At 68.4% G+C, this 18,615-nt stretch carries 19 protein-coding genes and 1 pseudogene; 11 read left to right on the top strand and 9 right to left on the bottom strand.

The genetic code is table 11. The features are described from left to right. Nucleotides 1-181: 181 nt before the first annotated feature. Together WDC87_RS18045 and WDC87_RS18050 are read right to left on the bottom strand one after the other, a co-directional pair. Nucleotides 182-757, bottom strand: a complete 576-nt coding sequence (locus WDC87_RS18045) for a TlpA disulfide reductase family protein (RefSeq protein ID WP_072167911.1) — start codon at nucleotides 755-757, stop codon at nucleotides 182-184. Beyond that, nucleotides 754-2,028, bottom strand: coding sequence for a YihY family inner membrane protein (locus WDC87_RS18050; RefSeq protein WP_088496466.1), 1,275 nt, complete (start codon nucleotides 2,026-2,028; stop codon nucleotides 754-756). The genes WDC87_RS18045 and WDC87_RS18050 overlap by 4 nt, the downstream gene beginning before the upstream one ends. Before the next feature lie 77 nt (nucleotides 2,029-2,105). Between WDC87_RS18050 and wrbA the strand changes: the two genes are divergently transcribed. The 3 genes from wrbA to WDC87_RS18065 all read left to right on the top strand — a co-directional run bounded on the left by wrbA (nucleotide 2,106) and on the right by WDC87_RS18065 (nucleotide 3,596). Further along, the gene (gene wrbA, locus WDC87_RS18055) at nucleotides 2,106-2,699 is read left to right on the top strand and encodes an NAD(P)H:quinone oxidoreductase (protein WP_049438254.1); all 594 of its coding nucleotides are present in this window, start codon (nucleotides 2,106-2,108) and stop codon (nucleotides 2,697-2,699) included. Further along, the gene (locus WDC87_RS18060) at nucleotides 2,696-3,031 is read left to right on the top strand and encodes a DUF2069 domain-containing protein (protein ID WP_005415388.1); all 336 of its coding nucleotides are present in this window, start codon (nucleotides 2,696-2,698) and stop codon (nucleotides 3,029-3,031) included. The genes wrbA and WDC87_RS18060 overlap by 4 nt, the downstream gene beginning before the upstream one ends. A gap of 79 nt (nucleotides 3,032-3,110) precedes the next feature. Next, a complete protein-coding gene (locus tag WDC87_RS18065) occupies nucleotides 3,111-3,596 on the top strand; it encodes an asparaginase domain-containing protein (protein ID WP_010481766.1) in 486 nt (161 codons plus the stop codon). Between the two features lie 189 nt (nucleotides 3,597-3,785). On the opposite strand, the gene WDC87_RS18070 is transcribed toward WDC87_RS18065, so the two are convergent. From WDC87_RS18070 to sufT, 3 genes are all read right to left on the bottom strand, one after another. Further along, nucleotides 3,786-5,528 carry a S8 family peptidase gene (locus tag WDC87_RS18070; protein WP_072167910.1) on the bottom strand — a complete coding sequence of 581 codons (1,743 nt, stop codon included), beginning with the start codon at nucleotides 5,526-5,528 and terminating at the stop codon, nucleotides 3,786-3,788. Between the two features lie 451 nt (nucleotides 5,529-5,979). Next, entirely contained in the window at nucleotides 5,980-7,074 is a 1,095-nt protein-coding gene (locus tag WDC87_RS18075) for a branched-chain amino acid aminotransferase (RefSeq protein ID WP_005412326.1), read from the bottom strand. Between the two features lie 59 nt (nucleotides 7,075-7,133). Continuing rightward, nucleotides 7,134-7,685: a putative Fe-S cluster assembly protein SufT gene (gene sufT, locus WDC87_RS18080; protein ID WP_005415385.1), complete on the bottom strand. Its 552-nt coding sequence runs from the start codon at nucleotides 7,683-7,685 to the stop codon at nucleotides 7,134-7,136. A 122-nt stretch (nucleotides 7,686-7,807) separates the two neighbouring features. On the opposite strand from sufT, the gene WDC87_RS18085 reads away from it, so the two are divergent. Then, on the top strand, nucleotides 7,808-8,227 hold the full coding sequence (locus WDC87_RS18085; RefSeq protein WP_032953950.1) for a membrane protein: 420 nt from the start codon (nucleotides 7,808-7,810) through the stop codon (nucleotides 8,225-8,227). 176 nt (nucleotides 8,228-8,403) lie between these two features. Here WDC87_RS18085 and WDC87_RS18090 read toward each other — a convergent pair whose 3' ends face one another. Next, a complete protein-coding gene (locus WDC87_RS18090; protein WP_072167909.1) occupies nucleotides 8,404-9,864 on the bottom strand; it encodes an NAD(P)(+) transhydrogenase (Re/Si-specific) subunit beta in 1,461 nt (486 codons plus the stop codon). Then, complete coding sequence (locus WDC87_RS18095) at nucleotides 9,861-10,181, bottom strand: NAD(P) transhydrogenase subunit alpha (protein WP_005415382.1); 321 nt, start codon at nucleotides 10,179-10,181, stop codon at nucleotides 9,861-9,863. Before WDC87_RS18095 ends, WDC87_RS18090 begins: the two co-directional genes overlap by 4 nt. Before the next feature lie 98 nt (nucleotides 10,182-10,279). Here WDC87_RS18095 and WDC87_RS18100 point away from each other — a divergent pair. The 3 genes and pseudogenes from WDC87_RS18100 to WDC87_RS18110 all read left to right on the top strand — a co-directional run bounded on the left by WDC87_RS18100 (nucleotide 10,280) and on the right by WDC87_RS18110 (nucleotide 11,652). Beyond that, a pseudogene (locus WDC87_RS18100) lies at nucleotides 10,280-10,864 on the top strand (RNA polymerase sigma factor). After that, on the top strand, nucleotides 10,861-11,187 hold the full coding sequence (locus WDC87_RS18105) for a DUF3379 domain-containing protein (RefSeq protein WP_252745288.1): 327 nt from the start codon (nucleotides 10,861-10,863) through the stop codon (nucleotides 11,185-11,187). Before WDC87_RS18100 ends, WDC87_RS18105 begins: the two are co-directional and overlap by 4 nt. A gap of 3 nt (nucleotides 11,188-11,190) precedes the next feature. Next, the gene (locus WDC87_RS18110; RefSeq protein ID WP_252745289.1) at nucleotides 11,191-11,652 is read left to right on the top strand and encodes a DUF3106 domain-containing protein; all 462 of its coding nucleotides are present in this window, start codon (nucleotides 11,191-11,193) and stop codon (nucleotides 11,650-11,652) included. A 101-nt stretch (nucleotides 11,653-11,753) separates the two neighbouring features. On the opposite strand, the gene WDC87_RS18115 is transcribed toward WDC87_RS18110, so the two are convergent. Together WDC87_RS18115 and WDC87_RS18120 are read right to left on the bottom strand one after the other, a co-directional pair. Beyond that, nucleotides 11,754-12,833: an NAD(P) transhydrogenase subunit alpha gene (locus WDC87_RS18115; RefSeq protein WP_111008006.1), complete on the bottom strand. Its 1,080-nt coding sequence runs from the start codon at nucleotides 12,831-12,833 to the stop codon at nucleotides 11,754-11,756. A 51-nt stretch (nucleotides 12,834-12,884) separates the two neighbouring features. Further along, nucleotides 12,885-15,206, bottom strand: coding sequence for a DUF1631 domain-containing protein (locus WDC87_RS18120; protein WP_252745290.1), 2,322 nt, complete (start codon nucleotides 15,204-15,206; stop codon nucleotides 12,885-12,887). 331 nt (nucleotides 15,207-15,537) lie between these two features. Between WDC87_RS18120 and WDC87_RS18125 the strand changes: the two genes are divergently transcribed. The 4 genes from WDC87_RS18125 to WDC87_RS18140 are packed head-to-tail and all read left to right on the top strand — an operon-like array spanning nucleotide 15,538 to nucleotide 18,392. Then, the gene (locus WDC87_RS18125; protein WP_061480136.1) at nucleotides 15,538-16,119 is read left to right on the top strand and encodes a nitroreductase; all 582 of its coding nucleotides are present in this window, start codon (nucleotides 15,538-15,540) and stop codon (nucleotides 16,117-16,119) included. After that, a complete protein-coding gene (locus WDC87_RS18130; protein ID WP_072167904.1) occupies nucleotides 16,116-17,051 on the top strand; it encodes a 5'-3' exonuclease H3TH domain-containing protein in 936 nt (311 codons plus the stop codon). Before WDC87_RS18125 ends, WDC87_RS18130 begins: the two co-directional genes overlap by 4 nt. Continuing rightward, a complete protein-coding gene (locus WDC87_RS18135; protein ID WP_061480126.1) occupies nucleotides 17,048-17,602 on the top strand; it encodes an NUDIX hydrolase in 555 nt (184 codons plus the stop codon). The genes WDC87_RS18130 and WDC87_RS18135 overlap by 4 nt, the downstream gene beginning before the upstream one ends. Then, a complete protein-coding gene (locus tag WDC87_RS18140) occupies nucleotides 17,595-18,392 on the top strand; it encodes an N-formylglutamate amidohydrolase (protein WP_252745291.1) in 798 nt (265 codons plus the stop codon). The genes WDC87_RS18135 and WDC87_RS18140 overlap by 8 nt, the downstream gene beginning before the upstream one ends. Nucleotides 18,393-18,615: the final 223 nt, after the last annotated feature.

The raw sequence follows: 18,615 nt of genomic DNA on the forward strand, positions 1-18,615 counted from the left end.
GCATGGATGCGGCGACCGAGCCTACAGGGACGTATTTACGGCGTCCCCCGCAACCGGACCCACCCCGCCTCCCCACAGGAAACCCTCTTGGGCTGTTGCTGTTGCTGTTGCTTCTGCTGGGGTTGCCGGCCAGCGGCCGGCACTACCGCGGGTGCAGGGCGCAGCCCTGCCGATACCCAACCTACTTGGCAGCAGCGATCTGCTTTTCGATGTCGGCGGCGGTCACCGGGCCAAGGAACGTGTGCGCCAGCTTGCCTTGCGGATCGATGAGATGCGTCAGCGGCAGGCCGCGCGGCGTGGCGAAGTCGGCCGGCGGATCGAACGGGTCCACGATCACGATCGGATAGGTCACCGGATGCTTGGCCAGGAACGACTGCATCTCCGGCACTTCGATGTCCTCGTAGGCCAAGCCGACCACTTCGATGTTGCTGCGCATCGCATGCAGGGCCGACAGCTCGGGCATCTCCTTGCGGCACGGCGCGCACCAGGTGGCCCAGAAGTTCACCACCACCCACTTGCCGCGATGCGCGGCCAGGTCGTAGTCGCTGCCATCCACCGCCTTCATCTTCAGCGTCGGGAACTCGGCGGTGGTGCGCTCGGCCGGGGTTTCCTCGACCGGTGCCGGCGTGCTCGGCGTCGGTGCCTGCGCCGGTGGCTGGCTGCTGGCCGGTGCCGGCTCCTGGGCCGGTTTGCAGGCCGCCAGGGCCAGCAGCAGGGTCAACGGGAGCAGCAGCGGCAACGACGTCTTGCGGGTCATGGGGTGTCTCCAGAGTCGGTATAGATATCACTGACCTTGCGCTTCAGGCGTTCGCGCAGGGGCAGTCGCAGGTCATCCAGCGCCGCCAAGGCGGCACGGCCCAGGCTGTCGTCGCGATACGGCAGGTGCTGCTCGGCTACCGGGATGCGCAGCTGGGTGCATTCGTACAGATCGGCCAGGCTGACCTGGTCCAGGTCGCGCGACAGCAGCCACTCGCCGCGCTCATCGCGGCGCAGCAGGTCGATCTCCTGCAGGTTGCAGATCAGGTCCTGCAGCAGTGAGTCGGTCAGCATCGGCTCCAGCCGCAGGATCTCGTCATCGGCCAGGCCTTTGCCCTTGGCCCGCGCATGCTGGAAGCGGCCAAGCAGGCGCAGCAGCCCATAGAACTCGTACCCCTGCGGCAGGCGCAGCTCGACCGGCTGGTAGCGGAAGGCGGCCATCGAGGAGGCCAGCGACGCACCCAGCAGCACCGCCACCCAGCACAGGTAGATCCACAGCAGCAGGATCGGCACGAAGGCGACCGTGCCATACAGCTTCTGGTAGGACTGGAAGCTGCCCAGATACGCGCCGATGCCCCACTTCACCAGTTCAAGGATGACCGCCGCCAGGATCGCGCCGGGCACGGCATGCCGCCATTTCACCGTGTGGTGCGGTACCACACGGAACATCAGCGTGATGCAGACGAACTCGATCAGGATCGGTGCCATCCGCAGCGCCAGTTCGGCCAGCCAACGGCCCTCCTGGGTACCGAACAACGGCATCGCGAACACCCGCGCCGACACCGCCAGCGACGCAGCGGCGAGCATCGCGCCCAGGGTCAGCACGGTCCAGTAGACCAGGAAGCGGGTCAGCTTGGGCCGGCTCGAGCCGACCCGCCAGATCTGGTTGAAGGTCTCTTCCACGCTGTTGAGCGTGATCAGCAGTGAGGCGACCAGTGCGATGAAGCCGGCGGCGGTCAGCTGGCCGGCACTGGCCGAAAACTGCCGCAGGTAACCCTCGGCCGCGCGCGCAGCGGAGGGCACGAAGTTGGAGAAGACGTAGTCGCTGAGCTGGTCGCTCCAGCGGTCGAAAACAGGGAAGGCCGAGAGCACGCCGAACACCACGATGGCCAGCGGCACCAGCGCGAACACCGTGGTGTACGCCAGCGCCGCCGCTGCCTGGAACAGGCGGTCGTCGAGGAAGCGATGCCACAGGAAGCGGCCGAAACTGATGGCCCGTGCGCGATCCCGCGCGCGCTCCATCCACAGGTTGAGCGTATCCAAAGGTTCCATCGGTGGAAGGGTACCCGATGCGGAATGCTCGCAGGATAGCCATACTGGTGGCCACACGACGAGGAGAAGCGGGCACGATGGGCGAGATTCTGGTGCTGTATTACAGCCGGGGCGGTTCGGTGGCACGGCTGGCGCGCCAGATCGCGCGGGGCATCGGCGAAGTGCCGGGCATGACCGCGCGCCTGCGCACGGTGCCGCCGGTGGCCGCAGTGACCCAGACCGCGCAGCCGCCGGTACCCGACGATGGCGCCCCCTATGTAAGCGTGCAGGACCTGGTCGAATGCCAGGGCCTGCTGCTCGGCAGCCCGACCCGCTTCGGCAACATGGCCGCGCCGGTGAAGCATTTCCTGGATGGGCTGGGCGCCGAATGGGTCAATGGCACCCTCTCCGGCAAGCCGGCCGGCGTGTTCACGTCCACCGCATCCATGCATGGCGGGCAGGAATCGACCCTGCTGTCGATGCAGGTGCCGCTGCTGCACCATGGCTGCGTGATCGTCGGCATTCCGTTCACCGAACCGGCGCTGAGCCACACCACCAGCGGTGGCACGCCCTACGGCGCCAGCCACGTCGCCGGTGCCGCCGACGACCCGCAGCCGACCGACGACGAAGCCGTGCTGGCGCGCGCGCTGGGGCGCCGGGTGGCCGGCATCGCGCAGCGGTTGGCCCGATGAGCGCCGCGCCGCGCACGGTCCTGCTGCTGGCCCTGATGGGGCTGGCCGCGCTGTTCGCCGGCTGGTTCATCAATGACAAGCACTGGCTGGCGACCCAGCTGGTGTTCACCGCGCCGCCGCTGGCGCTGGCCATCGCCGTGCGCCTGGGCTGGCGCAAGGCCGGATTCTGGGCCTCGGTCCTGGCGCTGGGCTGGTTCAGCCACGGCGTGATGAGCGCCTGGAGCCATCCGGAAACGCGCTGGCTGGCGCTGATCGAGATCGCGCTGGCCCTGCTGGTGATCTTCAGCGCCAGCCTGCCCGGCCTGCGCGCCCGCTTCGGCAAGCAACGCTGACGCTGCGCCCGCTGGGCCGTATCATCTGCATTCCTGGCCCCGCGCCGCAGTACCTGTCCTGGTTTCGCGCATGCACATGATGGAAGAGCTCCTGGTCGTCACCACTGGTGGCACGATCGACAAGATCTACTTCGACGACAAGTCGGACTACCAGATCGGCGATCCGCAGATCGGCATGATCCTGCGCGAGCTGGGCGTGACGTTCCGCTTCAACGTGATTCCGATCCTGCGCAAGGATTCGCTGCACATCAACGATGAGGACCGCGAGCTGATCCGCGCCACCATCGCCGCGCAACCGACCCGGCACGTCCTGGTGACCCACGGCACCGACTCGATGGTGCAGACCGGCAAGGTGCTGGCGACAATCCCCGACAAGACCATCGTGATGACCGGTGCACTGAGCCCGGCACGCTTCCGCGGCTCGGATGCGGAGTTCAACATCGGCTGTGCGATCGGTGCGGTGCAGTCGTTGCCGAGCGGCGTGTACATCGCGATGAACGGGCGGATCTTCGACCCGCAGCACGTGCGCAAGAACGTGGCCGCGAACCGCTTCGAGTCGGTCTGAGGAACCGCGCGCCGACCAAGCTCGGCACCTGCCAGAGCGCTGCCCTTGTAGTGCCGAGCCATGCTCGGCAACCGCGTGCCAGCGCGGCACAACGGTCCGCAGCCAGAGCAGCCGAGCATGGGCTCGGCCCCACAGAAGCAAGAACGCCCCGGCCGAAGCCAGGGCGTGCCCTTGGAGAGGGACTTGGGCTCAGTACTGGGCGTTGAGGGTCACGCCCGAGAAGGTGCTGTAGGCCTTCACCCGCACATACCACGTGCCAGCGGCAGGGCTGTTGATGGTGCAGGTCTCGCTGTTGCCACTCAGGTACGGACGGCAGGTGTAGCTGGTATCGGTCGGGGCACTGCCCTGGCGCACGTACAGGTCGGCATCGCCGCTGCCGCCACTGATCGTCACGCGCAGCTGGCTGCTACCGGCCGGAACGGCGACGGTGTAGTTCAGCTCGGCACCGGTCGCAGCGCCCAGGCCGGTCACCGGCACGTTGTTCTGCAGCACGTTGCCACCCGGGTTCGGGTTGCCACCGCCGTTGATCGCCGCAGCCACGGCCGCGTTGGCGTCGACGATGCCGGCGCCGCAGCCACCCGAGCAGGCGCCCGGCAGCGGGCGTGCAGTGCTCTTGATGATGCTTTCGACCTGCGCCGGGCTCAGCGGGCTTGGCGCGACCGACTGCATCAGCGCAACCACGCCGGCCACATGCGGCGCCGCCATCGAGGTGCCGTTGTACGACGCGTAGCTGGCGCTGCCCGGCGTGGTGGTACCGGTGTTGAGGGTGGACAGGATGCTCTGGCCCGGGCCGGAAATGTCGATGCCGGCACCGTAGTTGGAGAAGCTGGCACGCGCACCGGCCGAGGTCGTGGCCGCCACCGCGATCACGTTCGCGCAGTTGGCCGGCACCGACGAGGACACGTTGGTGTTGCTGTTGCCGGCGGCGACCACCACGGTGGTACCACGGCTGACCGCGCCGTTGATGGCGTTCTGGTAGGTGGCCGAGCAGGTGCCGCCACCACCCAGCGACATGTTGATGACCTCGGCCGGGTTGGCGTTGGCCGGCACGCCACTGACGGTGCCGCCAGAGGCCCACACGATCGCGTCGGCGATGTCGGAGGTGTAACCGCCGCACTTGCCCAGCACGCGCACCGGGACGACCTTGGCATTGAACGCAGTACCGGCCACGCCGGTGCTGTTGTTGGTCACCGCCGCCACGGTGCCGGCGACGTGGGTACCGTGCCAGCTGGAGTTGGAGGCCGGGATGCCCGAGCCGCACTCGTTGGCGCCGTACCAGTCGCCCTCGTCATTCGGGTTGTTGTCGCGGCCACCGCCATCGCGCGCCATCGCGGCATCGCTGATGAAGTCATAGCCAGGCAGGATGTTGGCGTTGAGATCGGGATGGTTGGTGATGCCGGTATCGATCACGGCCACCACCACGCCGGTGCCGGTGGCCTTGTCCCAGGCCGGCCGCACGTTGATCGACGCGTTGGAGGTACCGAAGCCCCACTGTTCGCTGAAGCGGGTGTCATTCGGGGTCAGCGTCGCACGCATGATCTGGTCGACTTCGACGTATTCCACGTTCGGGTCGGCGGCGAGCTTGCGCATCAGCAGCTCGGATTCGGCCTGGTCAAGCGGGCGATCGGTCTTGACCAGGGTCGGGCCAACGGCCAGCTTGCGGACCTCCTGCAGGCCCAGCGCGCGGCCCTGGCTGCTGGCCAGGCCGGCGGCGGCAGTCTTCAGAGAAGAGGCCAGTGCCGTGGTGTTGGCCACCGGCGCACTGCCGTCGCGGTACTTCACGATGAAGCGCTGGTGCGTCGGCGCGGACTGCAGGCCGCTGAGCTGGACGTCACCGGCCAGCGCAGGCGTGGCCAGCAGCAGCGATGACAGAACGGACGCACCAAGGACCACCCACACTCGACGCACACGCGGTTGCGTTACCTGGGACATCGTATTTCCCTTTCTTGTGGTGTGAATGCCGGAATCGGCAGAAGCACCGGCCCGAACCCTGGGCTGGCTTGCGTTGGCGAGGTTCGAAGTCCGATGAGTCAGCGGATCCCCCTAACGATCCGCCGTACATATGACGCTAATGGCCGAAACCGGACACCACAAGATTTTCAGCGTCTTTTCAGCAAGATGAAATGTTCGTTCTGAGACTTTTTGGGTCGAGGGTTTGTGAAGGTGAAGGAACTTTCTCGTGTCCTGCACAGACCTGACTGGGTCGTCACGTGTCCTGGAATGACTTTGCCGACATCGGCGTCCACCGATCCGGGGCAGATCCCTTTCTCACGCGGAAAGGGATCTGACCCCTTGGCTCGAAACGCAGAAAGCCCGTCGCGGGGACGGGCTTTCCAGAAGCGCAGCCGGGCGCGGGCCCGGCTCTACGATTCGATGTGGGCGATCAGCCCAGCTTGACCAGCCAGTTGTGGCGGTCCGGCAGGCGGCCGTACTGGATATCGGTCAGTTCCTTGCGCAGCGACATGGTCACTTCGCCGGCCGGCGCGTTGATGTCGCCCACCGAGAAGCCCTCGCCCTTCAGCTGGCCGATCGGAGTGACCACCGCGGCGGTGCCACAGGCAAACACTTCGCTGATCGCACCGGAGGCGACGCCGTCCTTCCACTCGTCGATGCTGACCTTGCGCTCTTCGACCTTCATGCCACGGTCGCGGGCCAGCTGCAGGATGCTCTCGCGGGTGATGCCCTCGAGGATGCTGCCCGACAGTTCCGGGGTGACCAGCGTGCCGTCCTTGTAGACCAGGAACACGTTCATGCCGCCCAGTTCTTCCAGGTACTTGCCTTCGACCGGGTCGAGGAACAGTACCTGCGAGCAGCCCTGCGCCTGCGCCTTCTGCTGAGGGAGCAGCGAGGCGGCGTAGTTGCCACCGCACTTGGCGGCACCGGTGCCGCCCTTGGCCGCACGCGCGTACTCGGTGGACAGCCAGATCGACACCGGGGCAACACCCTTGGCGAAGTACGGGCCGGCCGGGCTGGCGATGACGTAGTAGCCGGCCTTGTGCGCGCCGCGCACGCCGAGGAAGGCCTCGTCGCCGATCATGAACGGGCGGAAATACAGGCTCGACTCATCGGCCGAAGGCACCCAGTCACTGTCGACGGCGATCAGCTGCTTCAGCGATTCGACGAAGATCTCCACCGGCAGTTCCGGCAACGCCAGGCGCTGCGCCGAACGCTGCAGGCGACGGCCGTTGGCATCCGGGCGGAAGGTCCAGATCGAACCGTCGGCGTGGCGGTAGGCCTTGATGCCTTCGAAGATTTCCTGGCCGTAATGCAGCACGGCGGCGGCCGGGTCCAGCTGCAGCGGGCCGTAGGCGCGCACATTGGCATTGTGCCAGCCGGCATCCTTGTCCCAGCGCACTTCCACCATGTGATCGGTGAAGTGCAGGCCGAAGCCCGGCTTCTCCAGGATCTTGGCGCGCTCTTCAGCGCTGCGCGGGTGGTCCGAACGGGTGACGGCGAAGCTGGGGATGGACTGGGACACCGGAGGATTCCTGTTCTGGTTGCGGGTAGTGCCGGGCCCGCGTCACTGCGGGCCCTGGGTCAAAGCATGCCGGTCTCTAGCCGGGCCGCCTCGGACATCATGTGCTGGTTCCACGGCGGGTCGAACACCAGGTCGACGTCGGCCTCGGCCACCGTCGGGATCATTTCAAGCTTGCTGCGCACGTCGTCGACCAGGATCTCGCCCATGCCGCAGCCCGGGGCGGTCAGCGTCATCTTCACGTCGATCTCGCGCTTGCCCTCATCCAGGTGCTTGATCTCGACTTCATAGACCAGGCCCAGTTCCACGATGTTGACCGGAATTTCCGGATCGAAGCAGGTGCGCAGCTGCTGCCACACCAGCTGCTCCACCTGTTCATCGGTGGCGTCGGCCGGCAGCTCGAGCGGCGCCGGTGCCTCCTTGCCGATGGCATCGCCATCCTTGCCGGCGATGCGGAACAGGTTGCCCTCGACGAACACCGAATAACTGCCGCCCAGCGCCTGGGTGATGTACCCATAGCTGCCGGCAGGCAGGGTCACGGTATCGCCCTGCGGGACCATCACGGCCTCGCAATCGCGTTCGAAGTGGACAGGTTCGCTGCTACGGGAATACATGGGGACCGATATGGGGCCGTGGCCGAGGCCACGCAAGACGGCATTCTAGCCCAGCCGCCCCCGCACCGCCGGTGCACTGCGGCAAACCACAGTATCCTGTGGGTGATCTTCTGGGAGCTTCGATGTCCTCCAATGCCGCGCGTGCCAGGACCGTGACCTGGCTCTGGCCCCTCATGCTGCTGCTGGGCCTGTTTGTCGCTCCCCTCGCCTGGATGGTCCTGGCGCTGATGACCGGCCGGCAGGTCGGCTGGATGGCGGTGCTGGCCGCCCTGGAACTGGTGTTCATGCTGCGCCTGGGCACGCTGGGCCCAGGCCGGCTGCGCGTCGCCCTGGTCGTGCTCGGCACCCTGCTGGTGGCCGCCGTGGCCAACTGGGCCATCGCCAGCGCCTGGATGGGCGGCTCGATCGGCCTGGACCTGTGGGATGCCACCACGCGGATGGGCCCGCACCTGGCCTGGACCCTGATCAGCCTGGCCAACGGCGCGGTGGAATGGCTGTGGCTGGCCGTGGCCGTGGCCGTAGGTGCCTGGCTGGCGCGCTGAGCGCGTAGAGATTCGTGGATTCGGTAGTGCCGGCCGCTGGCCGGCAAAGGCGTGCGGACCAGGGACCGCACCTACCCGCTGCAGCCACCACGCGCGGATGGGGTAGTGCCGGCCGCTGGCCGGCAAGGGGGGCAGAGCCCTTTCCTGCGGAAAGGGATCCGACCCCGGTCCTCAACTCAATGCCCGCCGTCGAGCGCCTTCAGTTCACTCACCAGCGAGGCCGCCGCTTCGGCGCCGTCGCCATAGAGCATGCGGGTGTTGTCGGCGTAGAACAGCGCATTCTCGATGCCGGCAAAACCGGTGCCCTTGCCACGCTTGATCACCACCACGTTGCGCGCGTTGACCACGTCCAGCACCGGCATGCCGTAGATCGGGCTGGCCGGGTCGGTCCGCGCCACCGGATTGACCACGTCGTTGGCACCGATCACCAGCACCACGTCGGTATTGGCGAACTCGGGGTTGATGTCGTCCATGTCGGCGATCAGATCGTAGGGCACGCCGGCCTCGGCCAGCAGCACATTCATGTGCCCGGGCATGCGCCCGGCCACCGGGTGGATCGCGAACTTCACTTTCACGCCACGCTGGCCCAGCCGCTGCGCCAGTTCCCAGATCTTGTGCTGGGCCTGCGCCACCGCCATGCCGTAGCCGGGCACGATCACCACGCGCTCGGCAAAGGCCATCATCGCCGCGACGTCCGACGCTTCGATGGGCTTCTGCGCGCCGGTGATCGCCTGTGCCTCGCCGCCGGCACCGCCGCCGAAGTTGGAGAACAGCACGTTGCGGATCGGCCGGTTCATCGCCTTGGCCATCAACCGGGTCAGCAGAATGCCGGCCGCGCCGACCATCATGCCGGCGATGATCAGCGCCTCATTGCCCAGCACATAACCTTCGAAGGACACCGCCAGGCCGGTGAATGCGTTGTACAGCGAGATCACCACCGGCATGTCGGCGCCACCGATCGGCAACGTCATCAGCACGCCCAGTGCCAGCGCCAGCACGAAGAAGGCGACGATTGCCGAGGTGTTTAGCGTGCTGGCCGCGATGATCGCCAGCACCGCCACCGCCAGTGCCACCATCAGGTTCATCAGCTGCTGGCCGGGCCAGGTCACGCGCTTGTCCAGGCGTCCGTCCAGTTTGGCCCAGGCGATCACCGAACCGGACAGCGAGACCGCACCGATCGCCGCGCCGACCACCGCCAGCAGCAGCACCATGCCCGAGGGCTGGCGCGCGGCCAGGTCGGCCAGCGCCTGCTCGCTCCAATGGCGGGTATCGCGGTTGGCAAGGAAGGCATAGCGCAGCAGTTCCACCGCACCGATCGCCGCCGCCGAGCCACCGCCCATGCCGTTGTACAACGCCACCATCTGCGGCATGTCGGTGATGGCCACCTTGCCGGCCGACCACCAGGCCAGGCCCGCGCCCAGCAGCAGTGCGACCAGGATCAGCGGCACGTTGTGCAGTTCAGGCAGGAAGAAGGTCGCCACCGTGGCCAGCAGCATGCCCAGCCCGGCCCAGCGGATGCCGCTGCGCGCGGTCAGCGGCGAAGCCATGCGCTGCAGACCCAGCAGGAACAGCGTGGCGGCGACGAGGTAGCTGGCCTTGACCAGCCAGTCGAGCAGTTCGACGGTGCTGATGTTCAAGCCTGTGGCTCCTTCGGTTCGTCCCTGCCGCCCTTGGGCGCGCTCGGCTTGAACATCTCCAGCATGCGCGCGGTGACCACGTAGCCACCGGCGGCATTGCCGGCACCGAGCACCACGGCAAGGAAGCCCAGCGCCTTTTCCAGCGGCGTCTGCGCGTGCCCCAGCACCACCATCGCGCCGATCAGCACGATGCCGTGGATGAAGTTGGAACCCGACATCAGCGGGGTATGCAGGATCACCGGCACCCGCGAAATGATCACGTGGCCGGCGATGGCCGCCAGCATGAAGATGTACAGCGCTACGAACCCGTCACTCACTGGCAACGCTCCCGCTCTGTCTTCGTCGGCCCATCATAACCACGGGCTGAACCCGGCGCGCACCCGGCGTCAACCGCGGCGACGCTCACGCGTTGTCGATGGTGAGCCCGAGCGAGGAACCGTACCCTGTGCTGGTGAGCAGCCCCGTCCCCCCGAGCGCCGACACCGATGCCCTGCCGGCATCGCTGTAGGCGTTCCTGGCCAGCGTCGGCCCGCGCGCGTTCCGTTTCGCCGAGGCCGGCCTGCGCCAGCGCGAAGACGCCATGGACGCGGTGCAGGACGCGCTGATGCGCATGCTGGACTACGCAGACAAGCCAGCGGCCGAATGGGCGCCCCTGTTCTGGAGCATCCTGCGCCGCCGTGTGATCGACCTGCAGCGCCGGCGCCGTTTCCGCCTGCCGTTCTGGCGCGACAACCAGGACGCCGACGGAGCCGGGATCGACTGGGCCGACCCCGGCCCGGACCCGGCGCAGGCGCACGAACAGCGCCAGCAGTACCAGCAACTGGTGCAGGCGCTGCGTACCCTGCCCGCACGCCAGCGCGAGGCCTTCACCCTGCGCGTGCTGCAGGACCTGGACGGGGCCACCACCGCCCGCGCCATGGGCTGCAGCGAAGGCGCGGTAAAAACCCATCTGGCACGCGCCCGGCAGGCGCTGCAGGACTACCTGGAGACCCACCCGTGAACCGCTCCCTGCCCTCCGATGACATGCTGCGCAACCTGCACGCGCAGTCGCTGCAGGCGCTGTCGCCGGCCACGCTGGCACGGTTGCGCCAGGCCCGCCACGGCGCCAGCGCGGCTCGTCACGGGCGCTGGCGCTGGTGGCTGGCCAGCGCCTGTTCTCTGGTGGTGGCGCTGGGGATCGGCCTGCAGTTCAGCGGCCACAGCCCCCTGTCGCCCGCCGTGTCGGCACCGGTGCTGGCCTCGATGGAAGACAACAGCGTGCTGTACGACGAAAATCCCGATCTGTACCTGTGGCTGGGCGATACCGACCTGGCGATGGAGTGAACCATGTCCCGACTGCATACCCTGCCGCTGCTGTTGACCCTGTTGCTGCTGCCGGCCCTCCCGGCGCTGGCGCAGAGCGCCGCGCCCGCCCCTGCGGCGCGCTCTGCGCCGGCCACGCCGCTGCCGGCCTGGGAACAGTTGAGCGAAGCGCAGCGGGAATCGCTGCTGGCGCCACTGCGCGACCGCTGGAACAGCGCCGATGCCGGCCAGCGCCAGCGGATGCTCTCGCATGGCCAGCGCTGGCAATCGATGAGCCCGGAGGAACGCGACAAGGCCCGCCGCGGCCTGCGCCGCTTCGAGCACATGAGCCCGGAACAGCGTGAGCAGGCCCGGGCCCTGTTCGGTCAGATGCGGGATCTGCCGCCCACGCAGCGCGACGCACTGCGCGAGCGCTGGTCGCAGATGACGCCGGAGCAACGCAAGGACTGGGTGCGAGAGAATCCGCCGCCGGCGAAGCCGCGGTAAAGGCAACGTTCAACCCTTTGTGGAGCCGAGCCCACGCTCTGCTGCTCTATCGCGCCTGCGCAAGCCGAGCATGGGCTCGGCTCTACAGGAGGCAATGAGGTTCACCCCTGCCAGCGCGTCTTCGCCAGCAGCTCGTCGTCCCAGTCGAACCCGAGCTGGCCTTCGCGCACAAACAGCGCAACGAAGTTGAGCAGGTTGCGCGCATACATCTCGCTGGCCTGGGTCGCGCCGCGGCTGGCCAGGCCCAGCGGACCGTCGATGGTCACGCCCTGGTGTTCGATGCACTGCCCCGGCAGGGTCAGTGCGCAGTTGCCGCCACTTTCCGCCGCCAGATCAACAATGACGCTGCCGGTGGCCATGCCTTCCACCATCGCGGCGGTCACGATGGTCGGTGCCGGGCGGCCCGGTACCGCAGCCGTGCAGATCACCACGTCCACACTGCGCAGGTGGTCGGCCAGCCGACGCTGCTGCTCGGCGCGCTCGTCATCGGTCAGCGCCCGCGCATAGCCTCCCTCGCCCGCCGCGCTGACCCCGAGGTCGAGGAAGCGTGCGCCCAGTGACTGGATCTGCTCGCGGGTTTCCGGGCGCACGTCGAAGCCTTCCACCTGTGCACCGAGGCGGCGCGCGGTGGCGATGGCCTGCAGGCCCGCCACGCCGGCACCGATCACCAGCACCTTGGCCGGCCGCACGGTGCCGGCAGCAGTGGTCAGCATCGGGAAGAAGCGCGGCGCGCGTTCGGCGGCGATCAGCGCCGCCTTGTAGCCGGCCATGCCGGCCTGCGAACTGAGTACATCCATCGCCTGCGCACGGGTGGTGCGCGGCAGCTGCTGCAGCGCGAACAGCTGCAGGCGACCATCGGCCGCCAGCGCGGCCAGCGCCGGATCGCTGGCCGGGGCCAGCAGGCCGACCACGCTGGCGCCGGGCTTGAGCTGTTCCAGCACCGCCGCAGGGGGGGCCTGCACGCACAGCAGGATATCGATCTCGGCCCAGCGGCCCGCGTCGAAGACGCGTGCACCGGCATCGTCATAGGCGGCGTCGGTGAAACCAGCGGCCAAACCCGCGCCCGCCTCATACCAGACGGCAATGCCCAAGGCCCCGAGCCTGCGCGCGGTCTCCGGCGTCAGTGCCACGCGCCGTTCGCCCGGCGCGGTCTCCTTGATCCCCAGCAACGCCACGGCCATGCAGATCCCCGCTGATCGGTGAGTTTCCCGATCCTAGCAGGCGGCACCCGCTCAGTGCAGCGTGGCGCTGCCCGGGTCGAGGCGATCGATCACGCCCTGCATGGCGCTGTCGAAGGCGCCATCATCAACGTGGGCACGCAGGCGACCCAGCCGCATCATCACCGCCAGCTCTTCAGGCGAGGCCACGCAGAAGCGCACGCCGCGACGGTTGACGAACAGCAGGCGCGAGGAAATCGGGCTGACCCAGGACAGCTTGCCCGCCTGCACCTTGCCATCCTTGTCGATGAAGTCCAGCCAGTTGCCGATTTCCATGCGGCGGAAGCGGTCGGCATCGGCGTTGTCGAAATCGTCGGCGTCAATCTGCCCGCCAAGCTCAACCGCCGGCGATTCAGCCACTGGCGGCGCCGGCAAGGCAACCTGCGGCAGCTCCGGCAGCGCACGCTGCAGTTCCGGCCGCGATTCGGCGATGCCCTGCAGGGTGTCATGCAGGGCATCAATGGCGGCGGTGGCCGCATCGCCGTGCACGCCGACGCTGGCAAACACCTTGGCCAGCACCGGCTGCCAGGCCTGCAGCCACGGCTTGCCGACGATCTGGCGGCGGGCCTCGGCCACTTCCTCAAGCAGGCCATCGCCAAGGCTCAATGCCTCGGCCACCGACGCGCCTTCTTCTCCCTCGCGCAGCAGCGCCAGGGTCAGATGATGCTGCCACGGCTGGCGCAGGAACTCGGCAATGGCCGGCGGCGGCGTGGCGTCACCGATGCGGCGGTCCAGTTCCGCACCGGCCCGGCTGCGGGCCATCTCCAGCTTTTCCTGGCCGCGCTGCGTTTCTGCGGCACGGCGCTCGGCGATTTCCACCCGGCGACGATGCTGCACCAGGAACTCGCGGAATTCCTCTTCCAGGGTCAGGAAGATCGCCAGGTTCTCGTTGAACTCGGCCACCAGGCGCTCGATGATCTCTTCGACCTTGGCCATCAGCATGCGCTCGGCCTGGCTCTCGCCGGTGTTGCCCTCGCAGGCCTCGGCCAGCGAGTTGAGCAGCTTGCGCGCCGGGTGGGTCTTCTGCACGAACATGCGGCGGTCGAGCATGGCGACCTTGACGAAAGGCACCACCAGGCGGCCGATCAGTTCGCGCGAGCGGCCTTCCAGTTCGCGCTCGTCCAGCATCACGTCGAACAGCATGCCGACCAGGTCGATGGCGTCCTCATCCTGCGGGTCCAGCCGGGTCTGGCCCGGATCGACGCCAAGCTGGGTGGCGCTGGACAGCACTTCGCTCTTCAGGCGCTGGGCCAGCGATTCGCCGTCCTCGCCGATGGCCGCGCGCAGGGTGGCGCTGGGCGTGGCCTGCAGCAGCGACAGCACCGACATCATTTCGCGCTGGCTGAGCGGGCGCTGCTGGCCAACCGCCACCTGCGCCGCAGACGTGGCATCCTCACGCACGTGGCGGGTCTGCTGCAGCAGTTCGTGCAGCGCTTCCAGCAGCATGCCCTGCTGGCCAGCGTAGGCCTCGCCGGTGGCGCCGTCATCGCCGCCCAGGTGCTGCTGCATATGCCCGCGGCGCTCGGACCAGCGGGCGGCGAAGCGCTGCGCCCAGGCCGGTGCGGCCTGCTCGTCATCGCTGAACCCCGGATCGACGCCCACGCCGTGGCGATGCTCGACCAGGTCATCCAGCATCCCGGCCATGCGCGGATCCGGTGCCGGCGGTTGTGGGCGCTGCGGAGCCCCCATCTGCGACATCACGCCGGCTGCGGCCAGCTGCTCGTCCAGCTTCTCGTAGATGCGACCGACTGGTGCACGCAGGTCGCGCTCGCACAGCTTGATCAGCACCAGATGCACTTCCGGGGCCAGTTCACAGCCGGCAAAGGCCTCGTGGATGGCCACGCCCAGGTGTTCGGGGCTGATCGGATTGTGGTCGGCGTCCAGTTCCGCGCCGCCGATCAACCGGCCCAGGCGGCGATCCAGCCGCGCCAGCACCGGCTTGAAGTCACGCAGCAACACAGTGGCGAAATTGCGCACCGCCAACCGGGATTCCAGCACATGCTCGGCCAGCAGGCTGAGCCCATCCTCGGCCGGCCCGGACAGGGTCGCCTCGGCTGACAGCGGCTCACCAGCCTCCAATGCGGCCCAGGCCTGCTGCAGGTGGCCTGCGAAAGCGGCCGCGATGTCCTCACGGCGCCGGCGCAGTTCGCGCATCGCGTCCAGGAACAGCAACTGCGACGAGCCGGCATTGCCGGCGCGGTCGAACAGGGCATCGTCGAAACGCGCCAGTGCCGCCCCGAAGGCCTGGCACAGCGCGGGCAGGACCATGTCCCGGGCACGCTGGAGCTGGGCCGGGTCACGGCCCGGCGATCCCATCGGTGTGGGCACGCTCATCATTCGGGAAGGCTCCCCACCTTCTCTGGTACGACAGACAGCATGGACATCGCGGCTTCCGGCACACCCCATGTACCGGAACGTCGATGGTAGGCCGGCCAGCCCGTCACGGACAGTGAAACAGTCCTCACTTCAAACCTCATGACCGGCGGCCCGGCAAGACAGATATCGTAAGCCGTGCAAGGCCCACGAGGCGAGGGGAAGCGGCTGTCCGTTTCCCGCCAGTGGCATGATGTTCATCACAGTTTGGTATTCAAGGGCCGGACGCGACACAAACGGCGTCATTGACCACCCCGACTATAATCAAACGCCCGTGATGACCGGTTCAGACTCCATGCCCGATCCTGCTGCCCTGCTCGCCCTGGACGCCCGCCGCTCGGTGCCCTCGCGGCAACTGGGCGAGCCCGGGCCGGACCCGGCCACCCTGCAGCGGATGCTGGCCTCGGCGGTGCGCGTGCCCGACCACGGCAAGCGCGTGCCGTTCCGCTTCCTGAAAATCGCAGGCGATGCACGTCACACTCTGGGCGAGTTCCTGGCTGAACGCAGCCGCCAGCGCGACCCACATGCGGGCGAGGCCGTGTTCGAGAAGGACCGCCAGCGTTTCAGCCACGCACCGCTGGTGATCGTGGTGGTGGCCAGCCCGCGGCCGGACCCGAAGGTGCCCGAACAGGAACAGCTGATGACCGCCGGCTGCGTCTGTTTCGCCCTGCTGCAGGCCGCGCAGGCGCTGGGTTTCGGCGCACAGTGGCTGACCGCCTGGATGGCCTTCGATCCAGCCGTGCAGGCCCACCTGGGCCTGGTCGACGGCGAACGCATCGCCGGCTTCATCCACATCGGTACGCCCAAGGCCGACGTACCCGAGCGCGAGCGCCCCGACCCGGCGGCCCTGCTGCGCGACTGGACGCCCCCGGCATGACCCTGCCGGCCGCCCCGCCGTCGCTGTACCTGGTTGATGCCAGCATCTACGTGTTCCGTGCCTGGCATTCACTGCCAGACCAGTTCCAGGACGCACAGGGCTGGCCCACCAATGCGGTGCACGGCTTCGCCCGCTTCCTGCTGGACCTGCTCGAGCGCGAGCGCCCGCGGCACATCGCCATCGCCTTCGACGAAGCGCTCGACAGCGGTTTCCGCCACCGGCTGTATCCGGCCTACAAGGCCAACCGCGAGCCGGCACCGGAGGCGCTCAAGCGCCAGTTCGTGCACTGCAAGGCGCTGTGCGCGGCGCTGGGCCTTGCGGTCCTGGCCCACCACGACTACGAGGCCGACGACCTGATCGGCAGCGCCCTGCACGTACACCGGGGCAGCCATCGCGGGGTGATCATCTCCGCCGACAAGGACCTGTCGCAGCTGCTGGTCGACCATGACGAGCAGTGGGACTACGCCCGCAACCAGCGCTGGAACGTGGCCGGGGTGAAGGCGCGGCACGGCGTGCACGCGCACCAGATCGCCGACTACCTGGCGCTGTGTGGCGATGCGGTGGACAACATTCCCGGTGTCAGTGGCCTCGGCAGCAAATCGGCCGCCGTGCTGCTGGCCCATTTCGGCAGCATGGATGCGCTGTTCGAACGACTGGACGAAGTGCCGTTCCTGCGCCTGCGTGGCGCTGCACAGATGGCAGTGCGGCTGCGCGAGCAGCGCGAGCACGCCCAGCTCTGGCGCCAGCTGACCACCATCGCGCTGGACGCGCCGTTGGAGGGCAGCCAGCCCGGACTGCTGCGCCAATCGGCCGATCCAGAGCTGCTCGGTGGCCTGTGCCAGACCCTGCGCTTCGGCCCGATGACCCGCCGCCGGCTGTTCGACGCCGCCGGCGTGGCCGATCCTCTTCCCTCCCACAGCGAGCCCGCATGAGCCAGCGCAATACCGAAGCCCCGCGCGTCGTCTACGAAGGCAAGTACCAGCGCATGCTGGTGCGCGGTACCTGGGAATACAGCGAACGCACCCATGCCGGTGGCTTGGCCGCGATCATCATCGCCGTCACCCCGGAGGACAAGGTGCTGTTCGTCGAACAGTTCCGTGTACCGCTGCAGGCGCCCACCATCGAAATGCCGGCCGGCCTGGTCGGCGACATCCACGCCGGCGAATCGATCGAAGTCTCGGCGGTGCGTGAACTGGAAGAAGAAACAGGTTGGACCGCCGATCACGCCGAAGTGCTGATGATCGGCCCGACGTCTTCCGGCGCCAGCAGCGAGAAGATCGCCTTCGTGCGCGCCACCGGCCTGCGCCGCATCGGCGAAGGGGGCGGTGATGACAGCGAGGACATCACCGTGCACGAGATTCCACGCAATGAGGCTGCAGCGTGGCTGGTGCAGAAGATGGGCGAAGGCTACGAGCTGGACGCCAAGCTCTGGGCCGGGCTGTGGATGATCGAGCACCACCTGGACGGGCGCCCGCGTGGCTGACGCTGACCTGCACAGGCTGCCTGCGTTGCTCGGCGCCGACGACCCGGCGATCTACACGATCCACCGGGCGCAGGGCGTCTCGCCCTACCTCCTGCTTGCCGACCACGCCGGCCAGCAGGTGCCGCGTGCGCTGACCGGGCTCGGCCTGCCCCAGGCCGAGCTGGACCGCCATATCGGCTGGGACATCGGCATCGCCGGCACCACCCGTGCACTGGCCGAACGGCTCGATGCCTGGGCGATCGAACAGACGTACTCGCGGCTGCTGATCGACTGCAACCGCCCACTGGCCTCACCGACGCTGATTCCGGAGGTGAGCGACCACACCGTGGTGCCGGGCAATGCCGGGCTGTCGGCGGCGCAGCGCCAGCAGCGCATCGATGCGATCCACGCGCCGTACCATGCACGCATCGAGACCGAGCTTGATGCGCGCCGTGATGCCGGCCAGCCCACCCTGCTGGTGATGATGCACAGCTTCACCCCCGTGATGAACGGCACGCAGCGGCCCTGGCACGCCGGCGTGCTGTACCACCAGGACATGCGTTTTGCCCATGCCCTGCTGCAGGCATTGCGCGAAGAAGGCGACCTGGTGGTGGGGGACAACGAACCGTATTCGGTCAGCAGTACCAGCGACTACGCGGTGCCGGTGCATGGCGAAGGCCGCGGGCTGGTGCACGTGGAACTGGAGATCCGCCAGGACCTCATTGCCGATATGGCAGGGCAGCAGGCGTGGGCCGAGCGGTTGGCACGGATCTTCGGCGCGCTGCAACCGGAGTTGATGGCGCTGGGTTGAACGCGCGTGGTTCCATCCCGTATCGGTAGTGGGGGGGGGGGGGGGGGGGCCGCCCCCCCCCGCCCCCCCCCCCCCCCCCCCCCCCCCCCCCCCCCCCCCCCCCCCCCCCCCCCCCCCCCCCCCCCCCCCCCCCCCCCCCACCCCCCCCCCCCCCGGCCCCCCCCCCCGCCCCCCCCGCCCCCCCCCCCCCCCCCCCCCCCCCCCCCCCCCCCCCCCCCCCCCC

Origin of the sequence: Stenotrophomonas maltophilia group sp. Smal12, assembly GCF_037079935.1 — a bacterium.
Classification (GTDB): domain Bacteria; phylum Pseudomonadota; class Gammaproteobacteria; order Xanthomonadales; family Xanthomonadaceae; genus Stenotrophomonas; species Stenotrophomonas sepilia.